Source organism: Stenotrophomonas sp. AC248, assembly GCF_979258185.1.
Map to the genome: position 1 here is coordinate 506,512 of NZ_OZ409840.1, position 25,132 is coordinate 531,643.

At 68.3% G+C, this 25,132-nt stretch carries 26 protein-coding genes and 1 pseudogene; 15 read left to right on the forward strand and 12 right to left on the reverse strand.

What is annotated here, in order from left to right:
- The first annotated feature begins 246 nt into the window (after positions 1-246).
- Positions 247-3,198: a bifunctional diguanylate cyclase/phosphodiesterase gene (locus ACZ0AE_RS02255; protein WP_463600294.1), complete on the forward strand. Its 2,952-nt coding sequence runs from the start codon at positions 247-249 to the stop codon at positions 3,196-3,198.
- Between the two features lie 110 nt (positions 3,199-3,308).
- Here ACZ0AE_RS02255 and ACZ0AE_RS02260 read toward each other — a convergent pair whose 3' ends face one another.
- A complete protein-coding gene (locus ACZ0AE_RS02260) occupies positions 3,309-4,190 on the reverse strand; it encodes a LysR family transcriptional regulator (protein ID WP_463600295.1) in 882 nt (293 codons plus the stop codon).
- A 96-nt stretch (positions 4,191-4,286) separates the two neighbouring features.
- Here ACZ0AE_RS02260 and ACZ0AE_RS02265 point away from each other — a divergent pair, with 96 nt between their 5' ends.
- From ACZ0AE_RS02265 to ACZ0AE_RS02280, 4 genes are all read left to right on the forward strand, one after another.
- Complete coding sequence (locus tag ACZ0AE_RS02265; RefSeq protein WP_137191163.1) at positions 4,287-4,697, forward strand: DoxX family protein; 411 nt, start codon at positions 4,287-4,289, stop codon at positions 4,695-4,697.
- Between the two features lie 37 nt (positions 4,698-4,734).
- Positions 4,735-5,529 (forward strand): dioxygenase family protein, encoded by a 795-nt coding sequence (locus ACZ0AE_RS02270; RefSeq protein WP_463600296.1) that lies wholly within the window; start codon positions 4,735-4,737, stop codon positions 5,527-5,529.
- Positions 5,526-6,176 (forward strand): alpha/beta hydrolase, encoded by a 651-nt coding sequence (locus tag ACZ0AE_RS02275; RefSeq protein WP_463600297.1) that lies wholly within the window; start codon positions 5,526-5,528, stop codon positions 6,174-6,176. The genes ACZ0AE_RS02270 and ACZ0AE_RS02275 overlap by 4 nt, the downstream gene beginning before the upstream one ends.
- Before the next feature lie 110 nt (positions 6,177-6,286).
- Positions 6,287-7,930, forward strand: a complete 1,644-nt coding sequence (locus ACZ0AE_RS02280) for a Na+/H+ antiporter (protein ID WP_038690730.1) — start codon at positions 6,287-6,289, stop codon at positions 7,928-7,930.
- Between the two features lie 145 nt (positions 7,931-8,075).
- Here the strand turns inward: ACZ0AE_RS02280 and ACZ0AE_RS02285 are convergent, their stop codons facing one another.
- A complete protein-coding gene (locus ACZ0AE_RS02285) occupies positions 8,076-8,327 on the reverse strand; it encodes a DUF3297 family protein (RefSeq protein ID WP_038690728.1) in 252 nt (83 codons plus the stop codon).
- Between the two features lie 138 nt (positions 8,328-8,465).
- Here ACZ0AE_RS02285 and ACZ0AE_RS02290 point away from each other — a divergent pair, with 138 nt between their 5' ends.
- The gene (locus ACZ0AE_RS02290) at positions 8,466-9,008 is read left to right on the forward strand and encodes a DUF6630 family protein (RefSeq protein ID WP_038692549.1); all 543 of its coding nucleotides are present in this window, start codon (positions 8,466-8,468) and stop codon (positions 9,006-9,008) included.
- A gap of 32 nt (positions 9,009-9,040) precedes the next feature.
- On the opposite strand, the gene ACZ0AE_RS02295 is transcribed toward ACZ0AE_RS02290, so the two are convergent.
- The 5 genes and pseudogenes from ACZ0AE_RS02295 to msrB all read right to left on the reverse strand — a co-directional run bounded on the left by ACZ0AE_RS02295 (position 9,041) and on the right by msrB (position 12,605).
- Positions 9,041-9,316 carry a DUF4031 domain-containing protein gene (locus ACZ0AE_RS02295; protein WP_038690726.1) on the reverse strand — a complete coding sequence of 92 codons (276 nt, stop codon included), beginning with the start codon at positions 9,314-9,316 and terminating at the stop codon, positions 9,041-9,043.
- 14 nt (positions 9,317-9,330) lie between these two features.
- Positions 9,331-9,861, reverse strand: coding sequence for a hypothetical protein (locus ACZ0AE_RS02300; protein WP_463600298.1), 531 nt, complete (start codon positions 9,859-9,861; stop codon positions 9,331-9,333).
- 376 nt (positions 9,862-10,237) lie between these two features.
- Entirely contained in the window at positions 10,238-11,182 is a 945-nt protein-coding gene (gene motB / locus ACZ0AE_RS02305; protein ID WP_038690722.1) for a flagellar motor protein MotB, read from the reverse strand.
- Between the two features lie 9 nt (positions 11,183-11,191).
- Complete coding sequence (gene motA / locus ACZ0AE_RS02310) at positions 11,192-12,046, reverse strand: flagellar motor stator protein MotA (protein ID WP_038690720.1); 855 nt, start codon at positions 12,044-12,046, stop codon at positions 11,192-11,194.
- A gap of 92 nt (positions 12,047-12,138) precedes the next feature.
- Positions 12,139-12,605: pseudogene (gene msrB / locus ACZ0AE_RS02315) on the reverse strand (peptide-methionine (R)-S-oxide reductase MsrB).
- 141 nt (positions 12,606-12,746) lie between these two features.
- Between msrB and ACZ0AE_RS02320 the strand changes: the two are divergent.
- Both ACZ0AE_RS02320 and ACZ0AE_RS02325 read left to right on the forward strand, forming a co-directional pair.
- The gene (locus ACZ0AE_RS02320; RefSeq protein WP_141058518.1) at positions 12,747-13,163 is read left to right on the forward strand and encodes a classical arabinogalactan protein 4; all 417 of its coding nucleotides are present in this window, start codon (positions 12,747-12,749) and stop codon (positions 13,161-13,163) included.
- Between the two features lie 170 nt (positions 13,164-13,333).
- Positions 13,334-13,501, forward strand: coding sequence for a hypothetical protein (locus ACZ0AE_RS02325; protein WP_038690716.1), 168 nt, complete (start codon positions 13,334-13,336; stop codon positions 13,499-13,501).
- A 67-nt stretch (positions 13,502-13,568) separates the two neighbouring features.
- Here the strand turns inward: ACZ0AE_RS02325 and ACZ0AE_RS02330 are convergent, their stop codons facing one another.
- Entirely contained in the window at positions 13,569-14,048 is a 480-nt protein-coding gene (locus ACZ0AE_RS02330) for an Lrp/AsnC ligand binding domain-containing protein (RefSeq protein WP_038690714.1), read from the reverse strand.
- Positions 14,049-14,197: 149 nt separating this feature from the next.
- Between ACZ0AE_RS02330 and ACZ0AE_RS02335 the strand changes: the two genes are divergently transcribed.
- Together ACZ0AE_RS02335 and alr are read left to right on the forward strand one after the other, a co-directional pair.
- Positions 14,198-15,508 carry a D-amino acid dehydrogenase gene (locus ACZ0AE_RS02335; protein WP_141058517.1) on the forward strand — a complete coding sequence of 437 codons (1,311 nt, stop codon included), beginning with the start codon at positions 14,198-14,200 and terminating at the stop codon, positions 15,506-15,508.
- Positions 15,487-16,563 carry an alanine racemase gene (alr, locus tag ACZ0AE_RS02340; protein WP_463600299.1) on the forward strand — a complete coding sequence of 359 codons (1,077 nt, stop codon included), beginning with the start codon at positions 15,487-15,489 and terminating at the stop codon, positions 16,561-16,563. Before ACZ0AE_RS02335 ends, alr begins: the two co-directional genes overlap by 22 nt.
- 30 nt (positions 16,564-16,593) lie before the next feature.
- On the opposite strand, the gene ACZ0AE_RS02345 is transcribed toward alr, so the two are convergent.
- Entirely contained in the window at positions 16,594-17,163 is a 570-nt protein-coding gene (locus tag ACZ0AE_RS02345) for a DUF3016 domain-containing protein (protein WP_038690710.1), read from the reverse strand.
- Between the two features lie 261 nt (positions 17,164-17,424).
- On the opposite strand from ACZ0AE_RS02345, the gene ACZ0AE_RS02350 reads away from it, so the two are divergent.
- Positions 17,425-19,395: a hybrid sensor histidine kinase/response regulator gene (locus ACZ0AE_RS02350; protein WP_463600300.1), complete on the forward strand. Its 1,971-nt coding sequence runs from the start codon at positions 17,425-17,427 to the stop codon at positions 19,393-19,395.
- Between the two features lie 29 nt (positions 19,396-19,424).
- Positions 19,425-19,715, forward strand: coding sequence for a DUF3247 family protein (locus ACZ0AE_RS02355; protein ID WP_137191148.1), 291 nt, complete (start codon positions 19,425-19,427; stop codon positions 19,713-19,715).
- 120 nt (positions 19,716-19,835) lie between these two features.
- Here the strand turns inward: ACZ0AE_RS02355 and ACZ0AE_RS02360 are convergent, their stop codons facing one another.
- Complete coding sequence (locus tag ACZ0AE_RS02360) at positions 19,836-20,099, reverse strand: hypothetical protein (protein ID WP_038690707.1); 264 nt, start codon at positions 20,097-20,099, stop codon at positions 19,836-19,838.
- Positions 20,100-20,254: 155 nt separating this feature from the next.
- Here ACZ0AE_RS02360 and ACZ0AE_RS02365 point away from each other — a divergent pair, with 155 nt between their 5' ends.
- The 3 genes from ACZ0AE_RS02365 to ACZ0AE_RS02375 are packed head-to-tail and all read left to right on the forward strand — an operon-like array spanning position 20,255 to position 22,751.
- Positions 20,255-21,376: a class I SAM-dependent methyltransferase gene (locus ACZ0AE_RS02365; protein ID WP_313246008.1), complete on the forward strand. Its 1,122-nt coding sequence runs from the start codon at positions 20,255-20,257 to the stop codon at positions 21,374-21,376.
- A complete protein-coding gene (locus ACZ0AE_RS02370) occupies positions 21,373-22,077 on the forward strand; it encodes a pseudouridine synthase (protein ID WP_038690702.1) in 705 nt (234 codons plus the stop codon). The genes ACZ0AE_RS02365 and ACZ0AE_RS02370 overlap by 4 nt, the downstream gene beginning before the upstream one ends.
- The gene (locus ACZ0AE_RS02375) at positions 22,074-22,751 is read left to right on the forward strand and encodes an HAD family hydrolase (protein ID WP_463600301.1); all 678 of its coding nucleotides are present in this window, start codon (positions 22,074-22,076) and stop codon (positions 22,749-22,751) included. Before ACZ0AE_RS02370 ends, ACZ0AE_RS02375 begins: the two co-directional genes overlap by 4 nt.
- Positions 22,752-23,265: 514 nt before the next feature.
- On the opposite strand, the gene fabB is transcribed toward ACZ0AE_RS02375, so the two are convergent.
- The gene (gene fabB / locus ACZ0AE_RS02380; RefSeq protein ID WP_463600302.1) at positions 23,266-24,474 is read right to left on the reverse strand and encodes a beta-ketoacyl-ACP synthase I; all 1,209 of its coding nucleotides are present in this window, start codon (positions 24,472-24,474) and stop codon (positions 23,266-23,268) included.
- Positions 24,474-24,989, reverse strand: coding sequence for a 3-hydroxyacyl-[acyl-carrier-protein] dehydratase FabA (gene fabA, locus ACZ0AE_RS02385; RefSeq protein ID WP_038690696.1), 516 nt, complete (start codon positions 24,987-24,989; stop codon positions 24,474-24,476). Before fabA ends, fabB begins: the two co-directional genes overlap by 1 nt.
- Between the last annotated feature and the right edge of the window lie 143 nt (positions 24,990-25,132).

A 25,132-nucleotide genomic window follows, 5' to 3' on the forward strand; every position in this document is an offset into this window, starting at 1 on the left:
GGGTTGCCGCTGCAGCCGTGCCTGGCTGTGCCAAGCGTGGCCGTTTTCCACGCCGCCCGCTGCCGTGGCTCTTCCCGTGCTGCACGCGCTGGTGCATGCTGGCAGACAGGATTCGGGGCGCGCCCGCGTGCAGGCACGGCGGGGCGACGCAGAGGTCAAGAATCCCGGGCTTCGGCCGCTCAGGTTTGGGGAAACCAGGAAGCGTTTACGCATGAAGTCAGCCCATCGCAGCGGGAGAGGTCGGCAATGCCCGCGTTGAACCGCGCCTTGGCGCGGCCATTGCGCACGATCGTGTGGCTGGGCGTGAGCCTGGGCGTGCTGCTGGCCGTTGGGCTGGCGCTGACGCTGGCCAACGATTACCAGCGCCGCCAGGAAGCCGCGCAGCGCCAGAGCGCGGCGTTGGCCACCGGCTCGCAGCGCCTGTTGCGGCTGGAGCTGCGCAACCTGGAACGGGCCATGCTGGGCATCGCCGAGGACGGCGCATTGCTGTTCGAGCGGGTCCCGACGCAGGCGCCGGACCTGCTGGACGACGCCATCGGCGGGGTGCTGCAGCGGCATGCCGAGCTGGACAGCATCGTGGTGGTGGACCAGTACGGCCGCGCACTCACCAGTGGCAGCGGCGACCTGTACCTGCCGCTGTGGGCCGTGGATACCAATCGCGGCAGCGACAGCCGTCTCTACCTGGGGCCGCCGCAGCAACGCAATGCGCAGCGCTGGGTGCTGCCGCTGGCGTTGCGCATGGGTGACGACCGCTGGCTGCTGAGCCGGCTGCACACCAGTGAGCTGCAATCGATCATCGGCGGCATGGACACCGGTGACCAGGGCGTCATATCGATCACCGATGCGCAGGGCTACGTGCTGGCGCGCAGCCCGGACACCGTGGGCCTCACCGGGCAACGTTTCGGGCTCGGCAAGCGCGAGATGCTGCGCCGCGACGCCGTGGTGCCGCTGGGCGTTGAAACCAGCGCCATCGACAACATCGAGCGGATTTCCACGCTCACCACGTTGGGTCAGTACCCCATCGCGGTGTACGCCGGGTTGGGCCGCGCGGACGTGCTGGCCCCGTGGTGGCCCTACGTGCAGGCGTCGGTGGCGCTGTACTTGTTGTACTGGGGTGTGTTCGCGCTGGTGTTTGTGAGCGTGCGCCGTGCCACCCGCAGCCAGGATGCGCTCACCGAGGAACTGCGCACCGGCCACGCCGAGCTGCTGATGGCCCACCAGGTGGGCAAGGTGTGCACCTGGTATGTGGACGAGGATGCCTCGCAGCTGCGCTGGTCGCCGCTGGCGCGGGAGATCTTCGGCATCGAGACTGAAAGCTTGCCGGTGGCCGCGTTCTTCGCGCGGGTGCACCGCGAGGATGCCGAGCGCATGCAGCTGGCGTTCGACAACGCCTTCGCCGGCAACGGCGTGCTGGATGAAATGTTCCGGGTGGTGCTGCCCGGTGGCACGGTGCGCTGGGTTTCCGCGCGCGGCCAGCGGGTGGCGGTGGCGGACCGGCAGCGGCACATGATCGGCGCGCTCACCGATGTGAGCGAGCGCGTGCAGGCGCTGGCCCGCGTGCAGCAGGCCGAGCGCCAGTTCCGGCTGCTGTTCGACCGCAATCCCGCCCCGTTCTGGGTGTTCGACCCGGACACACTGCGCTTCATGGAGGTCAACGAGGCGGCGGTGAAGCAGTACGGCTACAGCCGCGACGAGTTCCTGTCGATGAGCATCCTGGATATCCGCCCGCGCGAAGGCTGGGACGAAATCCGCGGCGCGATTTCGCGCGCCACCATCGGCGATGCCCAGGACGCGCAGGTACGCGTGCACCGGCGCAAGGACGGCACCTTGTTCGAGGTGCGCGCGCATCTGTCGCGGCTGGATTTCGACGGTCGCCAGGCCTGCCTGGTGCTGGCCGAGGACATCAGCGAGCGGCTGGCTTACGAGCGTGACCTGGCGTATCACGCCACCCACAACCCGGCCACCGGCCTGCTCAACACGCGCGCGCTGGCCGCGCAGCTGGACGAGGAGGGCGGCGGCTACACGATCGCCTACGTGCAGTTCCGCGGGCTGCAGCTGGTGGCCGACACGCTGGGCCGCGAAGTGGGCGATGTGGTGCTGCAGGCCATGGCCAAGCGCCTCGGCGGGCTGGGCACGCGCTATGGCCTGCTGGCATTCCAGCCGGCGGAAGATTTCATCTTCGCCATCCGCGACGACCACGAGCGCCAGACGGCGCTGGATACGCTGGTGCAGACGGTATCGGAGCCGGTGCGCGGACAGGACTGGCTGCACCAGTTCGAGCCGCGGATCGGCGTGGCGGTGAAGTTCGAGGGTGACAACGTGCCGGCCGAACAGCTGATCGGCATGGCCGCACAGGCCGCGCACGCCGCCCGTGACGAGGGCAGTGTGATTGCCTGGTTCGACACCACGGTGAGTTCGCGGCTGGCCGAGCGGCTGCGTCTGGCCGGGCGCATCCACAGCGCGATCGACACCGAGTTCGAGCTGTACTACCAGCCGATCTGCCACGCCAGCGACGGCACGCCGGCGGCGTTGGAGGCATTGCTGCGCTGGCCGCAGGCCGACGGCAGTTTCATTCCGCCGGGCGAGTTCATCCAGTTGTGCGAAGACACCGGGTTGATCCTGGCGTTGGGGCGCTGGGTGATCCGGGCGGCGGCGCAGGCGCAGCGACGGTTGGCCGATGCAGGCTGGCCGTTGCCGATCGCGGTGAACGTGTCGGCGGTGCAGTTCTTCAACAGCGACCTGGTGGCCGAATTCGCACGCGCAACGCAGGAGTTCGGGCTGGAGCGCGGCGCGTTGCAGGTGGAGCTGACCGAGAGCAGCCTGATGCGCAAGCCGGCCCAGGCCAAGCAGACGATGCAGCGGCTGCATGAGCAGGGCGTGTGCATTTCGCTGGACGACTTCGGCACCGGGTATTCCAACATGTCCTACCTGCAGCACCTGCCGCTGGACATCCTGAAGATCGACCGCAGTTTCGTTTCCGATGTGGAAACCAATCCGCGCAATGCGTCGATCTGCCGCGCGCTGTTGTCGCTGGGCCACAGCATGGGGCTGACGGTGATCGCCGAGGGCGTGGAAACGCCGGGCCAGCATCAGTGGCTGGCCGCGCACGGCTGCGACCAGGTGCAGGGTTACCTGCTGGGCCGCCCCTCGCCGCTGGTCGAGGTGATCGCGCGGTTGGAAACCGCCGAGGCCACCTGATGCAAGGCAGCCGGGCAGAGCCCGGCTGCCAGCACACGACGCGTATGTTCGGCCGCCGTCACCCGTAGCGCCGGGCTCTGCCCGGCTGCTCTACACGCGAACGCCCGCCGTCACCCCAACGCCTCCACCAGGTAATCGATGAAGCTGCGCACCTTCGGGGCCAGATGGTTGCGGCTGGTGTAGACGGCGAAGATGCTGATCGGCGCGATCTCCCACTCCGGCAGCAGGCGTTCCAGGCGGCCGTCGGCCAGCGCGTCGGCAATCAGGAAGTCCGGCTGCAGGATGATGCCCATGCCGGCCAACGCGGCCTCGCGCAGAACGTCGCCGTTGTTGGCGCGCAGGCCGCCGTGCACCGGCACCGACACCTCGCCGCGCGGGCCGCGCAGTTGCCAGCTGTCGCCGCCGCCCCAGTAGCTGTAGCCCAGGCATTCGTGGTCGGACAGGTCGTCGGGCTGTTGCGGGCGGCCGTGGGCGTCCAGGTAGGCAGGGGCGGCACACAGGGTGATATGGGTGTCGGCCAGCTTGCGTGCGATCAGCGCCGGGCTGGGTTGGCGGGTGATGCGGATGGCCACGTCGTAGCCTTCTTCCACCATGTCCACCAGGCGGTCGGACAGCGACAGGTCCAGCTGCACCTGCGGGTAGCGCGCGCGGTAGCCGGCCAGCAGCGGTCCCAGCCGGGCGATGCCGTAGCTGACCGGGGCGTTGACCCGCAGCAGCCCCGACGGTTCCAGCGCCTGCGCGCCGATGCCTGCTTCCAGTGCGTCGAACTGGGCCAGCAGTTGCACGCATTGCGCGTAGTAGGCCGCGCCGGTGCTGGTGGGGCTTACCCGGCGCGTGGTGCGGTTGAGCAGGCGCGTGGACAGGCGCTTTTCCAGCGCGGCAATCTGCCGGGTAACCCCGGCGGTGGACATATCCAAGGCCTGGGCGGCCGCGCTGAAGCCGTTGCGTTCCACCACCGCCACGAACACACGCATCGCGTCGAGGGTATCCATTGTTTCAGATCCTGTAATAAACAGCGTCGTCTGATCGTATTTATCGCCACGGCTGAGCGCAATAACCTGTCGCCATCCTAGTCCGCGAGGTGTCCCATGCCTACCACCGCTCTCCGTGTTTCCGCGCTTGCCCCTGTCGGCGCCACCCTGCTGCGCTGGGGCCTGGGCGTGCTGTTCCTGGTGCATGGCCTGACCAAACTGCTGGTGTTCACCCCGGCCGGCACCGCGGCGTACTTCCAGTCGCTGGGCCTGCCCGGCGCCCTCGGTTACGTCGCCCTCGTGCTGGAGCTGACTCTTGCCGCGGCGCTGCTGCTGGGCGTGTACGCGCGGTGGGTGGGGCTGCTGGGCGTGCCGCTGCTGCTGGGCACCATCGTGAGCGTGCACGGCGCCAACGGCTTCAGCTTCGCCAATGCCGGGGGCGGTTGGGAATACCCGGCGTTCTGGGCGCTGGCGCTGCTGGTGCTGTTCTGCATCGGCGATGGCAAGTGGACGCTCGCCTCGCGCTGAGCACCGCACCGTCGTTGATCCTTTCTTGGAGCCTGTGATGTCCCGTCTGCCTTCGCTGTACATCTCCCATGGTTCGCCGATGACCGCGCTGCATCCCGGTCTGGTCGGCGAACGCCTCGCGGCGCTGGCCGCGCAGTTGCCGCGCCCGCGCGCCATCGTGATGGCCTCGGCGCACTGGCTGACCCACCAGCCGGCAGTGGGCGCACACGCGCAACCGCCCACCATCCACGATTTCGGCGGCTTCCCGCAGGCGCTGTTCGACCTGCAGTACCCGGCCCCGGGCGACCCGGCCCTGGCCGACGAGATCGCCGCGCGGCTGGCGGCGGCCGGGCTGCCGACCGCGCTGGACCCCAAACGCGGCCTCGACCACGGCGCCTGGGTGCCGCTGCGCTTCCTGTACCCGCAGGCCGACATTCCGGTGGTGCCGCTGGCGATCCAGCCGCTGCTGGGGCCGGCCCACCAGTTCGCGCTGGGCCGTGCGCTGGCACCGCTGCGCGAGCAGGGCGTGCTGGTGATCGGCTCCGGCAGCATCACCCACAACCTGCACGACTGGGGCAATTACCAGGACGGCAAGGAAGCGCCTTACGTGCGGCCCTTCATCGGCTGGGTCGAACAGCGCCTGCAGGAGGACGACACCGCCGCGCTGCTCGACTACCGTGCCCGCGCGCCACACGCAGCGCAGGCGCACCCCACCGACGAGCACCTGCAGCCGCTGCATGTGGCCATGGGCGCTGCCGGGAGTGACACGCTGGGTGCGCAGCGCATCGATGCGGGTATCGATGCGGGGTTCCTGGCGATGGACATCTACCGCTTCGACGGGACTGCGGCATGAGCACGCTGCACGCCGTGGCGCGCCCCGCCACCGGCCCGGCGCACGGGCTGGTGGTGCTGCTGCATGGCGTGGGCAGCAACGAGCGTTCGCTGCAGGCACTGGCGCACGGGCTGGATAAGCGCCTGCAGGTGGTGCTGCCGCGCGCGCCGCTGGCGTTCGGGGCGGATGCGTTCGGCTGGTTCACCGTGCAGTTCGGCGCGCAGGGGCCGGTGATCGACCCGGCGCAGGCCGAAGCCAGCCGTCTGCTGCTTATCGACTACGTGCGCGCGCTGCAGGCACAGCACGGCGTGGATGCCGCGCACACGCTGGTGGCCGGCTTCAGCCAGGGCGGCATCCTGAGTGCCAGCGTGGCGCTCACCGCGCCGCAGGTGGCACGCCGGTTCGCGATCCTGTCCGGGCGCATCCTGCCGGAGATCGCACCGCACGTTCCCGCCGACATCGCCACGCGTGGCGTGCGCGGGTTGATCCTGCACGGTGAGCAGGACAGCAAGCTGCCGTTCGCGCTGGCCACCGCCGCCGCGGCGCGTCTGCAGGCGCTGGGTGTGGATCACGCACTGCACGGCTACCCGGCCGACCACACGCTGACGGCTGCGATGCAGGCCGATTTCAACGCGTGGACCGCGCGCGAGCTGCTGTCCCGCCACTGAGCCGCAGCAGGCCCGGCGTTCGCGCAGGTGGATGGGTGTGGTAGTTTTTTTGCAGTTTCCGGCGCCTGGCTGCCCGCAGCCTCCCCCTCGCGCCGTCCACTGGAAAATGCATGCATACCATTGAAGTCGTCCTGGCGATGCTGGTGGCCGTGGTCGCCAGCGGCTACCTGGTCCGGGTGTTGCCGCTGTCGTTGCCGCTGCCGTTGGTGCAGATCGGCCTGGGCGCGGTCATTGCCGGGGTGTTCAACCGTGGCCACGCGCTGGAACCGGAGATGTTCTTCCTGCTGTTCCTGCCGCCGCTGCTGTTCCTGGACGGCTGGCGCATTCCCAAGCAGGGCCTGTTCCGCGACAAGGGCGTGATTCTGGAGCTGGCGTTCGGCCTGGTGGTGTTCACCGTGATCGGCGCCGGCTTCCTGATCCACTGGATGATTCCGGTGATGCCGCTGGCGGTGGCCTTCGCCCTGGCGGCGATCATCTCGCCCACCGACCCGGTGGCGGTCGGGTCGATCGCCGCGCGCGCGCCCATTCCAAAGCGGCTGATGCACATCCTGGAAGGCGAGTCGTTGTTGAACGATGCGTCCGGCCTGGTCTGCTTCCGCTTTGCCGTGGCCGCGGTGATGACCGGCAGCTTCTCGCTGGCCACCGCTTCGCTCACCTTCCTGTGGGTGGCGCTGGCCGGCGTGGCGATCGGCGCGGCCGTCACCCTGGGCGTGTCGACCTTCCAGCGCTGGCTGTGGCGGCGCTTCGGCGAGGAGCCCGGTGCAGCGCTGCTGGTCAACCTGCTGATTCCGTTCGCCGCCTACCTGCTGGCCGAAGAGGCCAACGCGTCGGGCATTCTGGCCGCGGTGGCCGCGGGCATCACCATGAGCTACGTCGAGCTCACCGGCCGGGTGTCGGGCAGCATGCGCGTGCAACGCGCGGCCGTGTGGGGAATGCTGCAGTTCAGCTTCAACGGCATCATGTTCGTGCTGCTGGGCGAACAGCTGCCGGGCATCGTCGAACGTGCGATCAAGACAGTCAGCGAGAGCGGCCACCACAGCGCGTGGTGGCTGCTGGTGTACGTGGTGGTGATCAACCTGGCGCTGGTGCTGCTGCGCCTGGCCTGGGTGTGGCTGTCGCTGCGCTGGAGCGTGCTGCGGGCGCGCCACCGCGGTGAAGCGCGGCCGGGCACGTCGTGGCGGATCGTGGTGGCCACCTCGGTGGCCGGCGTGCGCGGTGCGATCACCCTGGCCGGCGTGCTCACCCTGCCACTGTTCCTGCCCGATGGCAGCGCCTTCCCGGCGCGCGATCTGGTGATCTTCCTGGCGGCGGCGGTGATCCTGGTGTCGCTGGTGGGCGCCAGCGTGGCATTGCCGCGGTTGCTCAAGGGGCTGGAGCTGCCGGCCGATTCGGGCGAGCGCAAGGCCGAGGATCTGGCCCGGCGGCTGGCGTCCAAGGCGGCGCTGGCCGGGGTGGAGCGCATGCGCCAGCAGCTGGTGCAGAACCAGACCACCGAGAACGTGCAGCTCTACAACGACGCCGCCTCACGGGTGAGCCTGCTGTACCAGCGCAATCTTGAGAAGGACGACGGCCCGGATGCGGACCCGGAAAAGGTGCAGCGCATGGAGCAGGGCTACCGCCAGCTGCGTGGCGCCGGGCTGACCGCCGAGCGCGAGGAGCTGTTCCGGTTGACCCGGCGCGGCACCATTTCCGACGAGGTCTCGCGCAAGCTGATCCGCAACCTGGACCTGCTGGAAACCCGCCAACGCGATTGAACCGTGGCCCGTTCGACCGGTAGGGCCACCCCATGGGTGGCTGTCGCGATGCCGGGTACATGAGGTACGCCTGACCCGGAACACAGCCACCCATGGGGTGGCTCTACCCGGCGACCGGCCGCGAGGGGCCGGCCATCAACGCGGATCACGCGTCGGTTTTCTGATCCAGGTAATACGCCACCACGGTGCCCTTGATCTTGATGGTCATCGGGTTGCCACGGCGGTCGCGGGCCTTGCCGGCCTGCACGCGGATCCAGCCTTCGCTGACCGAATACTCTTCAACGTTGTCGCGCTCGACCTCGTTGAAACGGATGCCCACCCCGCGCTCCAGGGCGGCGGCATCGTGGAAGGGGCTGGTCGGGTTGATCGCCAGGTGATCGGGAGGGGTATCGCTCATGGGCATTCAGTTGTGATGGCCACCACGGCCATCTTCCAGGCGCACAGGATAAACCGCGGCGCGGCCCACGCCGAATTTCGCTTCCTGCCAACGCCGCTGCACGGCAGAATGCCCGCCTGCCTCAAGGAAATACCGGTCATGCCTGACAACAGCGATTATTTCGACTTCGAAGAAGACGAGCGCGATTTCGACGAAGACGACTTCGAGGCGCGGATCTGGAACCTGTTCGTGCTGATCAACCCGGGCGATGACGAGCTGGCGCTGCAGCAGTTCAACCGCTGGCGCGAGGCGCTGCTGGAAAGCGGCGAGGAGATCGACGAGGAAGCCGACTGGCTGCCGCCGCTGATGGCCGCCATTGCCTGGCAGTCGGGGTTCGAGGTGGACCGTGAGGACCCCGATGCGCTGGTGTCGGCGATCAATGAGCTGGCGGCGCGCTGGAACCTGCAGCTGGACTGGGGTGGCGACCTGGACGATGAGGATTTCGCGGCCGCCACCGATGCACCGGCGCTGATGGCCACCGCGCACGACCGCCTGCGCGAGCACAACTACGCGCTGTGGAGCGTGGATACGGGCAATGGCGGCCTGGCCGGCTGGATGGCGCTCAACCGCGACGATGACGCCATGCTGGCGCTGTGCTCGCTGCTGGGCGTGGAAGTGCGGCCGGGGTCGGACCCGTTCTGAGGGGTGCTGGTGTGCCGACCAACGGTCGACACCTACCCCTGGTATTGGCTTCGGGCGTTGGCGATGACGGCTTTGACCAGCGCGCGGTCGGTGTGCCGCGAGATGGCCTGTGCGCCGCGTTCGATCGCCTGAAGGCGCAGCGGGGCGGGGACGTCGTAATGCGCGCCGCTGGGGCGGTTCTGGAATGCCCGCCGGGGAATCCCGAGCTGCGCCGCCATGGCGTGCAGCTCGGGCAGGGTGTCGGCCATCAGATGCGCCCAGCGCTCGCCGCGCCAGGGGTGGACCGCATCGTCGATATAGACCGTCACCGGGTTGCCGTGGCTCAGGCCTGCGGCTTGTCGTCGCTGGCGGCCGGGGTGGCGTCGGCGGCGGCATCGGTGCCGGCCTCGTCTGCCACCGGGGCGTCTTCGCTGGCGTCGGCAGCGGTTTCGGCGGTTTCGGCGTCTTCGCCTTCTTCGCCTTCTTCGCCTTCCACGCCTTCAAACTCGGACACCAGCTGGGTCAGGTACTCGTCGGCGGTCTTGCCTTCGTCGGCGGCCAGGTCGTCGATCAGCTGCTGCAGCTGGCTCGAGTATTCCAGGTTGACCTTGCGGCCTTCCTTTTCCTGCACGTTGGACAGGTGCTTGAGCATGGCCAGCATCGGGATCGGGTTGTCGGCGTTGCCCATGGTCTGGCCGCCGATGGCCAGCAGCCATTCGGTGCCCTGCAGGCCGATCGCGGCCACGACCTGGCCCTCTTCGTTGGTCAGCACGGCGTGGTTCTGCACCTGCTGCTGGGCGTTGAGGCGGTTGATCGGGCGCTTGGGCTGCAGCTTCTTGCGCTTGTCGCGCTTGGCCTTGGACTGCTTGGACATGGTGGGATCTATCTGTACGTGGAAAGACCCCATTGTAATGGGGGTTGGCCGCAGACGTCGGCCATTGCGGTCATGCCCCCATCGAATGCGGCCCACCGCGGTAGGGTCGGGTCCCAACCGACTGCCGGTAGCCTGTCCGCGCCCGGGGACGCATGGCCTCCAACGACATGGCGTCTGGAAGCGGTCATTCCGTTGAAGGTCATGCCCCTATCGAACGCTGCCCATGCGCGTGCAGTCGGCTGGGGCGCGACCCTACCAGTGCGCGAGGCGTGCATCGTCTGGGCGTGCAGGCATCAACCGAACGTGGCGCGCACCGACCGGCCGTGCGGCCCTCCGACCGGCCCGCACGACTGACCGACCCCCGACCGGCCCCCGGTCAGGGCGTCGCCGCCGGGGCCTGTGCGGCGTGGATGTCGGCGTCGCCGGTGGTGGGTGACAACGCGACTTCCTGTCCGGCACCGGCCAGGGCCGCCGCTTCGGCCGCCTTGGTCATCACCACGATGCTGATGCGGCGGTTGATCGGGTTGTCCGGCTGGGCCTTGTCGAACAGCACCGAGGAGGACAGGCCGACCACCCGGGTCACCTTCTCTTCGGTCATGCCACCGTCCAGCAACGCACGCCGGGCGGCGTTGGCGCGGTCGGCGCTGAGCTCCCAGTTGCTGTAGCCGTGCACCGCGTTGTAAGCGGTGGTGTCGGTGTGGCCGGTGATGCTGATCCGGTTCGGCACGTGGTTGATGAACTGCGACAGCTCGCGCAGGATTTCGCGGGTGTACGGCTTGAGCGCTGCGCTGCCCATGTCGAACATCGGGCGGTTCTGCTTGTCCACGATCTGGATGCGCAGGCCTTCCGGGGTCAGGTCCAGCAGCAGCTGGTCCTTGAACGGCTCCAGCGCCTGGCTCTTGCTGATGGCCTCTTCCAGCTCCCGTTTCAGCGCTTCCAGTTGCTGCTGCTCGCGCTCGCGTTCGGTCTGCGGGATCGGCTTGGCGGTCTGCTGGGACTGGAACGGGTCGTTGCTGTTGCCGCGCGAGATGTCGGTGGCGCCGCCCAGTTTGATCATCGAGGTACTGGCCCCGCCCGGACCGGCCATGCCGGGCGCCGGGGTGGAGCTCTGCCCAACCAGCGGACTGGGGTTGCGGAAGTACTCGGAAATGGCCGCGCGCTCGGGCTTGGTGGTGGCCGCCATCAGCCACAGCACCAGGAAGAACGCCATCATCGCGGTGACGAAGTCGGCGTAGGCCACTTTCCAGGCGCCGCCATGGTGGGCAGCGTGGCCGGCCTTCTTGACCCGGCGGACGATGACGGTGGGTTTGTTCTCGGCCATGGGGGTGCCTTACTTGACCGTCTTGAGGTGCTGCTCGAAGGCGCTGAAGCCCGGGCGCACGTTCGAGGGCAGGGTCTTGCGGGCGAACTCCAGCGCGATCTTCGGGTTGTAGCCGCGCAGGCAGGCCAGCAGCGCGGTCTTCACCGACTCATAGATGCGGCTGTCCTGCTCGGCGCGCGCTTCCACCGCCGCGGCCAGCGGGCTGACGAAACCGTAGGCCAGCAGGATGCCCAGGAAGGTACCGACCAGCGCGCCGGCGACGTGCGCGCCCACTTCGGTGATTTCCCCGCCGATCGAGCCCATGGTGATCACGATGCCCAGCACCGCGGCCACGATGCCGAAACCGGGCAGGCCGTCGGACACCTTGTTGAGCACCGCCGAGGGCTGCATCGCTTCGGCATGGTGCTTTTCCAGCTCCAGCTCCAGCAGCGGCTCCAGCTCGTGCGGCTCGATGTTGCTGCCGATCATCAGGCGCAGGCAGTCGGTGATGAAGTCCACCAGGTGGTGGTCGGCCTGCACCTTGGGGTAGTTGGCGAAGATGCTGCTTTCGGCCGGGCGCTCCACATGGTCTTCCAGCGCCATGAAGCCTTCGCGGCGGGCCTTGTTGAGCAGTTCGTAGAGCAGGCTCAGGACGTCGATATAGTCCTGCTGCTTGTAGGCCGGGCCCTTGAACACGCCCACGGTGGCTTTCAGGGTCTGCTTGACGGTCTTGAACGGGGTGCCGACCAGGAACGCGCCCAGTGCCGCGCCGCCGATGATGACCAGCTCATAGGGCTGCCATAAGGCAGCCAGCTTGCCGTGCGCGCCGATGTAGCCGCCGAGCACGCTGATGATGACGATGAGGAATCCAACGATGATGAGCATGGGGCCGGCGCGGAGTAGGGGATACCTCCATGTCGGCCCCGTTCCCGGTTTTCTGAAGGGGACCGTTCGCTCAATGTCACACTTTTGCAGATTCAGCCGGCCGGTTGCGCCTCGGCCCCGCCGCGCTGCAGCAGATCCGGATACGCCTGTCCGTTCGGGGTGAACGACAGCGAGACCGAGTTCAGGCAGTGCCGCTCGTGGGTCGGCGGCGGGCCATCGGGGAACACATGGCCGAGATGGCTGTCACACCGCGCGCAGACGATTTCCGTGCGGACCATGCCGTGGCTGATGTCGCGGATCTCGCGCACGTGGGCCGGGTCGAACGGGGCGAAGAAGCTGGGCCAGCCAGTGCCGGAGTCGAATTTGGTGCTGGACCGGAACAACGGCAGTCCACACAGGCGGCAGCCATAGACGCCGTCCTGCTTGTTGTCCAGGAACACGCCGCAGAACGGCGCTTCAGTGCCGTGCTGAAGCAGCACGCGGCGTTCGTCGGCGCTGAGGCCGGCCACCAGGGCGTCGCGCTGGGCGTCGCTGGGGGAGAGAGATCGAAGGCGGTCATCGGCGGTTCCTCGCGGGGGTGGGTTCAAGATTGGGCCGGGATGGCGGGCTTCAAGCCGACGCCCCGGCGATCCAGGCGCGTTCATGGTGCTGATACCTGCGTGGGTGCAAGGTGCAGTAACCCACCCCGCCGGAGCCTGCCATGTCCCGCCTCGTCCGCTTTGCCACCGCGCTGGGCCTGATGCTGCCGGCCATCGGCATGGCCCAGATCGGTCCGCCGCCCAATCCCACCGCGACCCGCCCGGTGGTGGTGGCGCCGCCGGCGCCGCTGCCCACTCCGGTGCGCCCGGCGCCGGTGGACAGCCTGTCCGGGCAGATGGCGCCGGTGAAATCCAACAGCCAGGTCCAGCAGCAACTGCGCAGCCATCCCATCGAGGCGCGGGGCACCGGCCCGACGCAACCGATCCAGGGCCCCACCCTGCAGCCCAAGGTGTATGACCGCCACGGGCGGATCATTCCCGGCGCCAAACAGGTGGGGCCGAACCGGGTGCTCGATACCCGCACCGGCAAGTACTACGACGCCATTCCCAGTGGCGATGGGCAGCAGATTCGACCGTAAGCGGCGTGCACTGGTGCAGCGCATGAACGGTGCACAAACCACGCCGCACAGTCAGCTGCATCAACGCGCCATCTCACCGCTTTTTCGCCTGTGTTTAACCGTTTTCGCGCGACCCTTTGCGTGCGCCGGAACGCGGCGTATTCCGAAGGGTTTTCCAGAAGAGTGCAATCATGACCAACCAGCAGAACCAGAAAGGCGGCAAGATGCCGCAGGAACAGCAGGGCAGTCAGCAACAGCACCAGAAGGCCGGACAGCAGAACCAGCAACAGTGGGACCAGCAGAGCCAGAAGGGCAAGCAGCCGGACCAGCGTCACCCCGATTCCAAACAACAGCGCTGACGCGCGGGATTGCATGACCACAGGCGGTGCGCGCAAGCGCGCCGCCTTCTGCATTCAATGCCCCGGTTCAATCCGGGATCGGCAGGGTCAGCGTTTCCTTCACCTCTTCCATCACGATGTAGCTCTTGGATTCGCGCACGTGCGGCAGGGTCAGCAGGGTGCTGCCGAGCAGCTTGCGGTACGACGCCATCTCGCTGATGCGCGCCTTGAGCAGGTAGTCGAAATCGCCCGACACCAGGTGGCACTCCAGCACATTGGGCAGCTTCAGGGCCGCGCGGCGGAATTCCTCGAAGATGTCGCCGGACTTGTAGGCCAGGCTGATCTCCACGAACACCAGCAGGCTGGCCTTTAGGTAGTGCGGGTCGAGCTTGGCGTAGTAGCCGGTGATGGCCCCATCGCGTTCCAGCCGCCGCACCCGTTCGGTGCAGGGCGTGGTCGACAGACCCACCCGTTCGCCCAGTTCGGTAAAGGAAATGCGGCCTTCGTCCTGCAGGATGCGCAGGATCTTGCGGTCGATCTTGTCCAGTTCGCGGGGGCGCACGGCCATCGGCGTCATCCAGGCATGGGGGTTGGCGCGACAATATCCTGTCATCGCTCCTAAAAACAGGGCAAAAGCTTGGTTTGGCCGGAATATACTTCCGCAATTATGGTCCCGGCACGCTCCAGTGCAGGGAATGATCGGGTCGGAGAAGCTACATGCGCGTTCTAGTCCTTGGCAGCGGCGTCATCGGCACCACCAGTGCCTGGTACCTGCGGCAGGCCGGGTTTGAAGTCACGGTCGTGGACCGCCAGCCCGGTCCGGCGCTGGAAACCAGTTTCGCCAACGCCGGCCAGCTGTCGTTCGGCTACACCTCGCCGTGGGCCGCGCCGGGCGTGCCGCTCAAGGCGGTCAAGTGGCTGTTCTCCGAACATGCGCCGCTGGCCATCCGCCCCGGCCTGGACTGGCGCCAGTACCTGTGGCTGGCGCAGATGCTGCGCAATTGCACCCATGAGCGTTATGCCATCAACAAGGCGCGCATGGTGCGCATGTCCGAGTACAGCCGCGACTGCCTGAACGAGCTGCGCCAGCAGACCGGTATCGAATTCGAAGGCCGCGACCTGGGCACCACCCAGTTGTTCCGCACCCAGCAGCAGCTGGACGCCTCGGCGCAGGACATCGAAGTGCTGGCCCAGTACGGGGTGCCCTACAAGGTGCTGGACCGCGACGGCATCATCGCCCACGAGCCGGCCCTGGCCGGGGTCGCCGACAAACTGGTCGGCGCGCTGTGGCTGCCGCGCGACCAGACCGGCGACTGCCAGCTGTTCACCCGGCGCCTGGCGCAGATGTGCGTGGACGCCGGCGTCGAGTTCCGCTTCGACCAGGACATCGCCGGCCTGCAGACCGACGGCGACCGCATCACCGGCGTGCGCATCGACGGCACGCTGGAAACCGCCGACCGCTACGTGGTCGCGCTGGGCAGCTATTCGCCGTCGCTGGTGGATCCGCTCGGCCTGCGCCTGCCGGTCTACCCGCTCAAGGGCTACTCGCTGACCCTGCCGATCACCAATCCGGCCATGGCTCCCACCTCGACCATCCTGGACGAGAGCTACAAGGTGGCGGTGACCCGGTTCGATGACCGCATCCGCGTGGGCGGGATGGCTGAAGTGGGCGGGTTCGACCTGTCGCTGTCGCCGCGCCGCCGCGCCACCCTGGAAAAAGTGGTGGGCGACCTGTACCCGGACGGCGGCGACCTGTCGCGTGCCGAGTTCTGGACCGGCCTGCGCCCGGCCACGCCCGATGGCACCCCGGTGATCGGCGCCACCCCGTACCGCAACCTGTTCCTCAACACCGGCCACGGCACGCTGGGGTGGACCATGGCCTGCGGTTCGGGCCGTTACCTGGCCGACCTGATGAGCGCGCGCCAGCCGCAGATCAGTACCGAAGGCCTGGATATTTTCCGCTACGGCCACACGGCCGCATCCGTTGTTCATAGTGAGCCCAAAGCATGCGCCCAGCCCGCGCGTTGATTGACCTGGACGCGTTGCGCGCCAATTTCCAGCTTGCCCGTGAACTGGGCGGCGGTCGCAAGACCCTGGCGGCCATCAAGGCCGATGCCTACGGCCACGGTGCGGTTGCCTGCGCACGCGCGCTGCAGGGCCAGGCCGACGCGTTCGGCGTGGCCTGCATCGAAGAGGCGCTGGAACTGCGCCAGGCCGGCATCAGCACGCCGATCGTGCTGCTGGAAGGCTTCTTCGACGCCGACGAGCTGCCGCTGATCGTGCAGCACGACCTGTGGTTCGCCGTGGGCGCGCCGTGGCAGGTGGAGGCGGTGCTGGCCTTCCAGACCACCGCCCTGCTGAAGATCTGGTTGAAGCTGGACAGCGGCATGCACCGCCTGGGGCTGTCGCCGGCCGACTTCCGCGCCGCGCACGCCCGCCTGAGCGCGCTGCCGCAGGTGGCGCCGATGGTGCTCATGAGCCACATGGCCCGCGCCGACGAGCTGGACAGCCTGCGCACCCGCGAGCAGGCCGACCTGTTCGCCGCCACCATCGACGGCCTGGCCGGTGAGACCAGCCTGTGCAATTCGCCGGCCCTGCTGGGCTGGCCGGACGTCCGCAGCGATTGGGTGCGCCCGGGGCTGATGCTGTACGGCGCCAACCCGCTGCCCACCCATTCGGTGCTCACCGAGCGGCTGCGCCCGGTCATGACCATGCAGTCGAAAGTCTTCGCCGTGCGTGAGATCGGCATCGGCGAACCCGTGGGTTATGGCGCGCGGTTCGTCGCGCAGCGGCCCACCCGGGTGGGCGTGGTCGCCCTGGGGTATGCCGATGGCTACCCGCAGTTCGCCCCGAATGGCACCCCGGTGCAGATCGACGGGCAGCCCGGCACGCTGATCGGCCGGGTTTCGATGGACATGCTGACGGTGGACCTGACCGACCTGCCCGACGCCGGAGTAGGCAGCACGGTGACCCTGTGGGGTGAGTCACCGCGGCTGGATGTGCTGGCGCCGCTGTGCGGGGTCAGCGCCTATCAGCTGCCGTGCGCGGTCAAGCGGGTACCGCACCAGCATCTGGGCGCCTGAGGGGGCGCCACGCTCGGCGTGGCCCCACCGTCAGCGGCTGGCGGTGGCGTCGCTGCGCAGGTCGCGGCGGACCCAGTCATCCACCAGCCGCTTCTCATAGCGCAGCGGGTCGGTATCGCGTTGCAGGCCGATGTTGTGCAGGTAGCCGCTGTCGGACAGCTTGCGCTCGCCCTGCGCCAGCACCTGCCCCTGGGCATCGGTGAGGGTGAAGGTCAGCGCGATGCGCGGCGGGTAGACGTCGCGCAGGATGCGGATATCGTTGCCGCGCGGCCCGTGCCACGGCTCGTAGTCACCGGCGCGTTTGATGTCGGTCAGGGTCACATCCAGCGTCTGCCCCGGCTGCAGCTGCTTGCCGGCGCTGGTCTGGACGTAGGTAGCCAGCTGCTGGACCCAGTTGCCGCGCTGGGCTTCGAAGCGGTTGGTGCTTTGCCGGATCTCGGTGAACTGGGCCGGGTCGGTCCACGACACCTTGACCGGGCCATCGCCGCTCAGGGCGCGGGGCGCCTGGGGGTCGGTCACGGTACGGGGCCCTGCGGCGTTCGCACTGCCGATCACCAACAGGCAGGTCAACAGACCGGCCACCAACGGTTTGCGGTTCATGACGACTCCTCGATCACGATCACAGACGGGATCAGGTTTTCAGTGTGATCCTGATCACCCGGTGGGACAATCGCCAATTGCGTCAGCCGCTGCGGCGGTTGCCGCCAATTCACCTACGTCGTCGGCCACGTCAATCCCACCCATGGCGCTTGACGCTACGAATACGCCCTCTGGAAGATGCTGTGTCCCTCTGTTTCGCCAGTTGCCCCCTTGACGCCCTTGCCCAGCCTGCCTACTTCCACTCTTGAACGCCCCTCTTTCATGACAGTTGCGTCCCACGCGGGGATGTACCGGAGCGTGCTGGAGCAGATGAACGCCGGCTTCTGCGTGATCGAAGTGCTGTTCGACGACAACAAGGCGGTGGATTACCGCTTCCTTGAGGTCAACGACGCCTTCGAGCGCAACACCGGGCTGGCCAACGCGCGCGGGCAGCGCATGACCGCGCTGCAGCCGGACCACGAGCCGGACTGGTTCCGCATCTACGGCCAGGTGGCCCTGACCGGCCAATCCCAGCAGTTCGAACTGGAAGCGCGTGCGCTGGGCCGCTGGTATTCGGTGGAAGCGGTGCGGGTGGGCGAGCCGGGCGACCACCAGGTGGCCGTGGTGTTCTTCGACGTCAGCAGCCGCAAGCAGATCGAAGTGGAACTGGCTGAAAGCGAGGCGCGCTTCAGTGCGCTTGCCGATGGCCTGCCCATGCCGGTGTGGGTGCTGGACGAAGCGGGCCATGCGCGCTTCGTCAACAGCGCTTTCAGCGAGTTCTTCGGCGGCGACGAACAGCGCGTGCCCGAGAACGTCTGGCGGGGCCTGGTCCATCCCGATGATGCGTCCGTATTCGATTACGAGCTGCAGGAAGCACTGAAGGCGCAGCGGTCGATGCATGCGCTGGTGCGTGGCCTGCGTGCCGATGGCCAATGGCGCTGGCTGGAAATGAATGCCCGCCCGCGGTTCTCGCGCATGGGCCACTTCATCGGCCTGGCCGGCAGCAGCCCGGACGTGACCGAACGCCGCGAAATCGAGATGGCGCGCGAAGAGCTGCTGCAGTCCGAGCGTGCTGCGCGCAGTGCCGCCGAAAACATGGCGCGGCTCAAGGACGAGTTCCTGGCCACGCTGTCGCACGAACTGCGCACCCCGCTGACCACCATCCTGGGCTGGAGCGAACTGCTGCTGCAGCGCGTGGACGCTACCAGCCCGCTGTACAAGGGCCTGGGCGTGATCGCCAACAGCGCGATGGCGCAGAAGCGCCTGATCTCGGACATGCTCGACCTGAGCAGCATGCTGCTGGGCAAGGTGCAGCTGGAAGTGGAAGTGCTGGACCTGCGCGCGCAGCTGACCGAAGCCATGCGGGCCCAGGAGCTGGTGGCCGAAGGCAAGGCACTGCACATGACCCTGGCGCTGCCTGACGAGCCCACGCTGGTGCTGGGCGACGCCACGCGGCTGCAGCAGGTGCTGTGGAACCTGTTGTCCAACGCGATCAAGTTCACCCCCGCCGAAGGCACCGTGGCCGTCACCCTGGCGAGCGATGGCGGCCACTGGTCGATCAGCGTGGCCGACACCGGCGACGGCATCGCCCCCGAATTCCTGCGCCACCTGTTCAGCCGTTTCCGCCAGGCCGATGGCACCACCACCCGCCGCCATGGCGGTCTCGGGCTGGGCCTGGCGATTGCGCAGCAGCTGGTGGAGCTGCATGGCGGCACCGTGGCGGCCACCAGCGAGGGTGCCGGCCACGGCGCCACGTTCACCGTGCGCCTGCCGCGCTACCAGCCGCAGGCCGACGGCCGCCCGCTGCGCGAGGTGTTCAGTGGCCCCATAGGGGAACAGGTGATCGAGCCGTTCCCGCTCAAGGGCCTGCACCTGCTGGCGGTGGAAGACCAGCCCGAAGTGCTCGAATACCTGCGCCGGCTGTTGGAGGAGCAGGGCGCCGAAGTCACCGCGGCCGCCTCGGCGGGCGAGGCACTGGCCCTGCTGGACCGGGGCGGGCATGAAGGCATCGACGTGCTGCTGACCGACATCGGCATGCCTGGCATGGACGGTTACGGCCTGGTACGGACGCTACGCGAGGACATCGGCGTGGAAGCGCAGGTGCTGCCGGCGGTGGCGGTCACCGCGCTGGCCCGTGCCGACGACCGCAAGCGGGCGCTCGCCTCCGGGTTCCAGGAGCATGTGGCCAAGCCGTATTCGGTGGCCCAGCTGGTCTCGGCCGTGCGCAGCGTACTGGCCGAGCAGCGCCGGTAACCCCGCACACGTACCCCACAGGAGTCCCCATGTCCCGTTACGCCCCGACCATCCATACCGATCCGGCCCGGATCGCGGCGCTGGAAGCCCTGCTGCCGCAGCTGCGCGGCCAGACCCACGTCGAGATCACCCTGGACGACGGCACCCGCCTGCTGGGCACCGTCGCGGTGCAGCCCACCCTGCAGCAGTATCGCGATGCCGAGGAGAACGAGGGCAGCAATGGCCAGCTGCGGCTCGACGACCTGGATACCCCGGTGCAGCAGCACCTGGTGTGGCTCGACCGGATCGCCAGCATCCGCCAGCTGCCCCCGGTCGAGTAACCCCGCGCCGGGCAGACCGGCGTGATTGGGCTGAACCAGTCGCCATGCGCGTCAGCGCCCGCACGGCGACGTAAAGCGCAGGGCCGGCACGAAGCGGCAGCGCCTGCGCTTATCCCCGCATCAGTGCACGAACACCTCGGGCTCGGCCTCGAAACGCCGTGCATACGCGCGTTCGTCGGCCACCCGCGAGACCTCGTCGTCGGCCATGTCCGGCGCGCCATACACCGCGTACGCCACCGTGCCGTCGGCCTGCTTGCCGACCTGGTGCAGGCGGTAGCGTGAGTGACCGCCGCCGGTGTCCTGGGGGTAGTGCACCGGGGGCTGGGCGCCCTCGATGTCCATCTCGCTGTTGTCGACCACGCCACCGACAAACAATGCACGCATGAGCCATCTCCATCGCAAATGAGCCTCCACCCTGACGGTTTGGATGTTGCCGGGGCATCAACATGGCGTTGAATAAACGCAAATCGGGCCCGGGCGGAGGCGATCGGGGCGAACCGGTAGAATGGCGGTCTCTTTTCAAGATGTGCCCCCTCTCGATGGCTGCCCAGCACGACGCTCCCCTGGAAACCCTGTTCCTGCCGTTCGCCAGTGGCGTGCTGTCCTGGCCCGCCGGCCCGGTGCTGTTCCTGCGCGCCCGCGACGGCTGGCCCCTGCGTGAGCATGCCCAGCCGACCCAGCTGGTCTGCGAGCAGAGCTTCCGGCCGTTCGCCGATGCGCTGGAAGCCAGCGGCTGGACCGTCCGCGACGAGCAGCAGCTGGCCGACGACAGCACCCGCTACGCAGTGGTGCTGGTGCTGCCGCCGCGCCAGCGTGAGGAAGCCAAGGCGCTGTTTGCCCGCGCCGTGGCGCTGGCCGCCCCGGGCGGGGTGGTGGTGGCCTGCCAGCACAACAACGAAGGCGCCCGCTCCGGCGAAGGCGACCTGCAGCAGCTGACCGGCCTGGGCGGCAAGCTCACCAAGAACCACTGCCGCGCCTACTGGACCGCGCCGCTCGATGGCCAGCACGACGCCGCGCTGGCCAAGCGCTGGGCCACCCTCGACGCGCCCCGCGCGATTCTGGGCGGCCGCTTCCAGAGCCGCCCGGGCATCTTCGCCTGGGACCGCATCGACCCGGCCTCGGCGCTGCTGGTGGAGCAGCTGCCGGCCGACCTGGCCGGGCGCGGTGCCGACCTGGGCGCCGGTTTTGGTTACCTGTCCGCCGAAGTGCTGGCCCGTTGCCCCGGCGTGACCGGGCTGGACCTGTATGAGGCCGAAGGCCGCGCGCTGGCGCTGGCCCGCACCAACCTGGACGCGCTCGGCGCGCCGGCCGCGCTGGCCTATCACTGGCAGGACGTGACCGCCGGGATCGAGGCGCAGTACGACTTCATCGTGACCAACCCGCCGTTCCACACGCCCTCGCGTGCCGATCGCCCCGACATCGGCCAGCGCTTCATCGCCGTGGCCGCGCAGGCGCTGCGCCCGGGCGGGCGGATGTGGCTGGTGGCCAACCGTCACCTGCCGTACGAGCAGATCCTCAACGAAAGCTTCGGCCAGGTCCGCGTGGCCGCCGAGCGCGACGGCTTCAAGCTGATCCAGGCCACCAAGGCCAGCAAGACCGCCACGCCGGTCCGGGCGCCGCGGGAACGTGAGCCGTCGTGGGGCCGCGGAGGCCGCGCGTGAAGCTGGTCAAGCTTCTGGCCAACCTGGGCTATGGCAGCCGCAAGCAGGTGCAGGGGATGTTCCGCGACGGCCTGGTCACCGATGCCGACGGCGAGGTGCTGTATACCGATGACGTGGTCGCGCACGAGGCGATCCGGGTCGAGGGCGAACCGCTGGACCCGCCGCAGGGCCTGACCCTGATGCTGCACAAGCCGCGCGACTACACCTGTTCGACCAAGGACAAGGGCCGCTTGATCTACGACCTGCTGCCGCCGCGTTTCCGCGAACGTTCGCCGCTGTTGTCGTCGGTGGGCCGGCTGGATCGTGACACCAGCGGCATGCTGCTGATGACCGACGACGGCGCGCTGCTGCACCGCATCGTCTCGCCCAAGTCGCGCCTGGACAAGGCCTATGAGGTCACCCTGGCCGAAGACCTGCGTGGCGATGAAACCGCGCGTTTTGCCAGCGGCACGCTGCTGCTGGAATCGGATGACAAGCCGCTGCTGCCGGCCGAACTGCACGTGCAGTCGCCGCGCCAGGCGCAGCTGGTGCTGCACGAAGGCCGTTACCACCAGGCGCGGCGCATGTTCGCGGCGGTGGGCAACCACGTCGCGGCGCTGCACCGCAGCCGCATCGGCGGGCTGACCCTGGGCGACCTTGGCGAAGGGCAGTGGCGCATCCTGGATGCCGCCGATCTTGAAACGCTCTTCAACGTGCCATGACCGCGATCGCCGCGCTGCCGTTCCTGCCGGACGCCGTCATCTTCGACATGGACGGCCTGATGATCGACAGCGAGCGGGTGTCGATCGCCTGCTGGGCGCAGGCGGCGCACGAGCTGGCGCTGCCGCTCGCCGATGACTTGTGGTTGCGCTTCGTCGGCCTGGGCGACCGCGACTGCGAGCGCCTGTTGCTGCAGCACATCGATGCGGGGCAGGTGGCGGCGTTGTTCGCGCGCTGCCATGACCTGTACGAAGCGCGCACGCAGGAAGGCCTGCCGCTGCGGCCGGGCATCCTGGACCTGCTGCAGCTGCTGCACGACCACGGCATCGCGCGCGCGGTGGCCACCTCGACCCGCCAGCCCCGCGCGTCGCGCAAGCTGGCCGCGGCTGGCCTGCTGCCGTTCTTCGAGGTGGTGGTGACCAGCAGCGACGTGGCCCACCCCAAGCCGGCCCCGGACATCTACCTGCTGGCCGCGCAGAAGCTGGGCAAGGACCCGGCGCGCTGCCTGGCACTGGAAGACTCGCCGGCCGGCATCCGTGCCGCGGTGGGCGCGGGCATGACCGCAATCCAGGTACCCGACCTGGTGCACCCCGACGACGACCTGCGCGCCCTGGGCCACCGCATCGTCGACTCGCTGGCAGACGCGCACACCCTGCTGCTGCCGCATCTGCAGTAGATCGGGGTTCCCACCGGCGAGCAGCGTCTCCGGCCAGGGTCCTGCCCACCATCGGCCGGGACACGGCACGTAGACCCGGTAGGGTCGGTTCCCAAACGACCGCCGAAACCGCTGATCGGCGCGACGAACGCATGACCGCCGCCGAAGACCGCCTCGGCCTCACGCTCGCAAACCTCCCTCTTCGGCCAAGGTCATGCCCACCATCGGTCGGGACACGGCACGTGCGGTCGTCTGGGGAGCGACCCTACCAGCGATGGCCCACCAGCACGTTGGTCGACGACGTTGGCGGCCCGCCACATCTGCCATCCGCACGTCGCGCGGACCCCGGTAGGGTCGGTTCCCAAACGACCGCCGACACCGCTGACCGGCGCGACGAACGCATGACCGCCGCCGAAGACCGCATCACCTGGCTGCCAGCAGCTCCGTCTCCCCACAAACACTCACCGCGCCCCATCCGGGCAAAAAAAAACCCGGCGCGCTGGCCGGGTTTTTCTGTCACTGCATCAACCAGGCATCACACCCGGCCGAACACCAGCGCTGCGTTGGTGCCGCCGAAGCCGAAGCTGTTGGACATCACCGTGTTCAACTGCGCATCCTGGCTTTCGCGCACGATCGGGAAGCCTTCCACCAGCGGGTCCAGCTCGCCGATGTTGGCCGAGCCGGCGATGAAGCCGTCGCGCATCATCAGCAGGCAGTAGATCGCTTCGTGCACGCTGGCTGCGCCCAGCGAATGGCCCGACAGCGCCTTGGTCGACGACAGCGGCGGCACGTCCTGGCCGAACACTTCGCGCACGGCCTTCAGCTCGGTCACATCGCCCAGCGGGGTGGAGGTGCCGTGCGTGTTGAGGTAGTCGATCGGACCACTCAGGTTGGCCATGGCCATGTTCATGCAGCGCACCGCGCCTTCACCGGACGGGGCGACCATGTCGGCACCGTCGGAGGTGACGCCGTAGCCCACCAGTTCGGCATAGATGCGCGCGCCACGTGCCACGGCGTGGTCGTAATCTTCCAGCACCAGCATGCCGCCGCCACCGGCGATGACGAAGCCGTCGCGGTCCTTGTCGTACGGGCGCGAGGCGCTGGCCGGGGTGTCGTTGAAGCGGGTGGACAGCGCGCCCATGGCGTCGAACATGACGCTCATCGACCAGTGCAGGTCTTCACCGCCGCCGGCGAACATCACGTCCTGTGCGCCATGGCGGATCAGGTCGGCCGCCGCGCCGATGCAGTGCGCCGAGGTGGCGCAGGCAGCCGACAGCGAGTAGCTCAGGCCCTTGATCTGGAAGGCGGTGGCCAGGCAGGCCGACACGGTGGAGCACATCGTGCGCGGCACCATGTACGGGCCCACCTTGCGCACGCCACGGGCGCGCAGGATGTCGGCCGATTCGACCTGCCACTGGCTGGAGCCGCCGCCGGAGCCGGCGATCAGGCCGGTACGCGGATTGGCGACCTGCGCCTCGTCCAGGCCGGCATCGGCGATCGCATCGCGCATGGCGATGTAGGCGTACGCCGAGGCATCGCTCATGAAGCGCTTGACCTTGCGGTCGATCTGCGCATCCAGGTCCAGTTCGATGTTGCCACCGACGTGGCTGCGCAGGCCGGCTTCGGCATGGTCGTGCAGGTGGCGGATGCCGGCGCGGCCTTCACGCAGTGCGCTGGAGACCGTGTCCAGATCGTTGCCCAGGCACGAGGTGATGCCCATTCCGGTAATGACGACGCGACGCATCAGAAGTTCTCGGTGGAAGTGAACAGACCTACGCGGAGGTCTTTGGCGGAGTAGATTTCACGGCCGTCCACCAGCATGCGGGCGTCGGCCTGGGCCATCACCAGCTTGCGGTTGATGACGCGGGTAATGTCGATTTCGTAGCTGACCAGCTTGGCCTCGGGCAGTACCTGGCCGGTGAACTTCACTTCACCGCAGCCCAGGGCGCGGCCACGGCCGGGCGCGCCCAGCCAGGTGAGGTAGAAGCCGGTGAGCTGCCACATGGCATCCAGGCCGAGGCAGCCGGGCATGACCGGGTCGCCGATGAAGTGGCAGCCGAAGAACCACAGGTCCGGGCGGATATCCAGTTCGGCGCGTACCAGTCCCTTGCCGTGGGGGCCGCCGTCGTCGCGGATGTCGGTGATGCGATCGAACATCAGCATCGGATCGTTGGGCAGGCGACCGCTGCCCGGGCCGAACAGTTCACCGCGGGCGCTGGCCAGCAGTTGTTCGCGCGAGAACGCGTGGAGACGAGTCATGGAAAGCGCAATCCTGAAGAAGCCATCGGGTAAAGCCGGCCATGGGCAGGCTGTGTTGCTGGAACCAAGTGCGCAAGAGTGCAGAGGAAAAGTGATTCAATCAAACGTTTTAACCGTACGCCGGCGTAGTGTTTTCAGCTTGA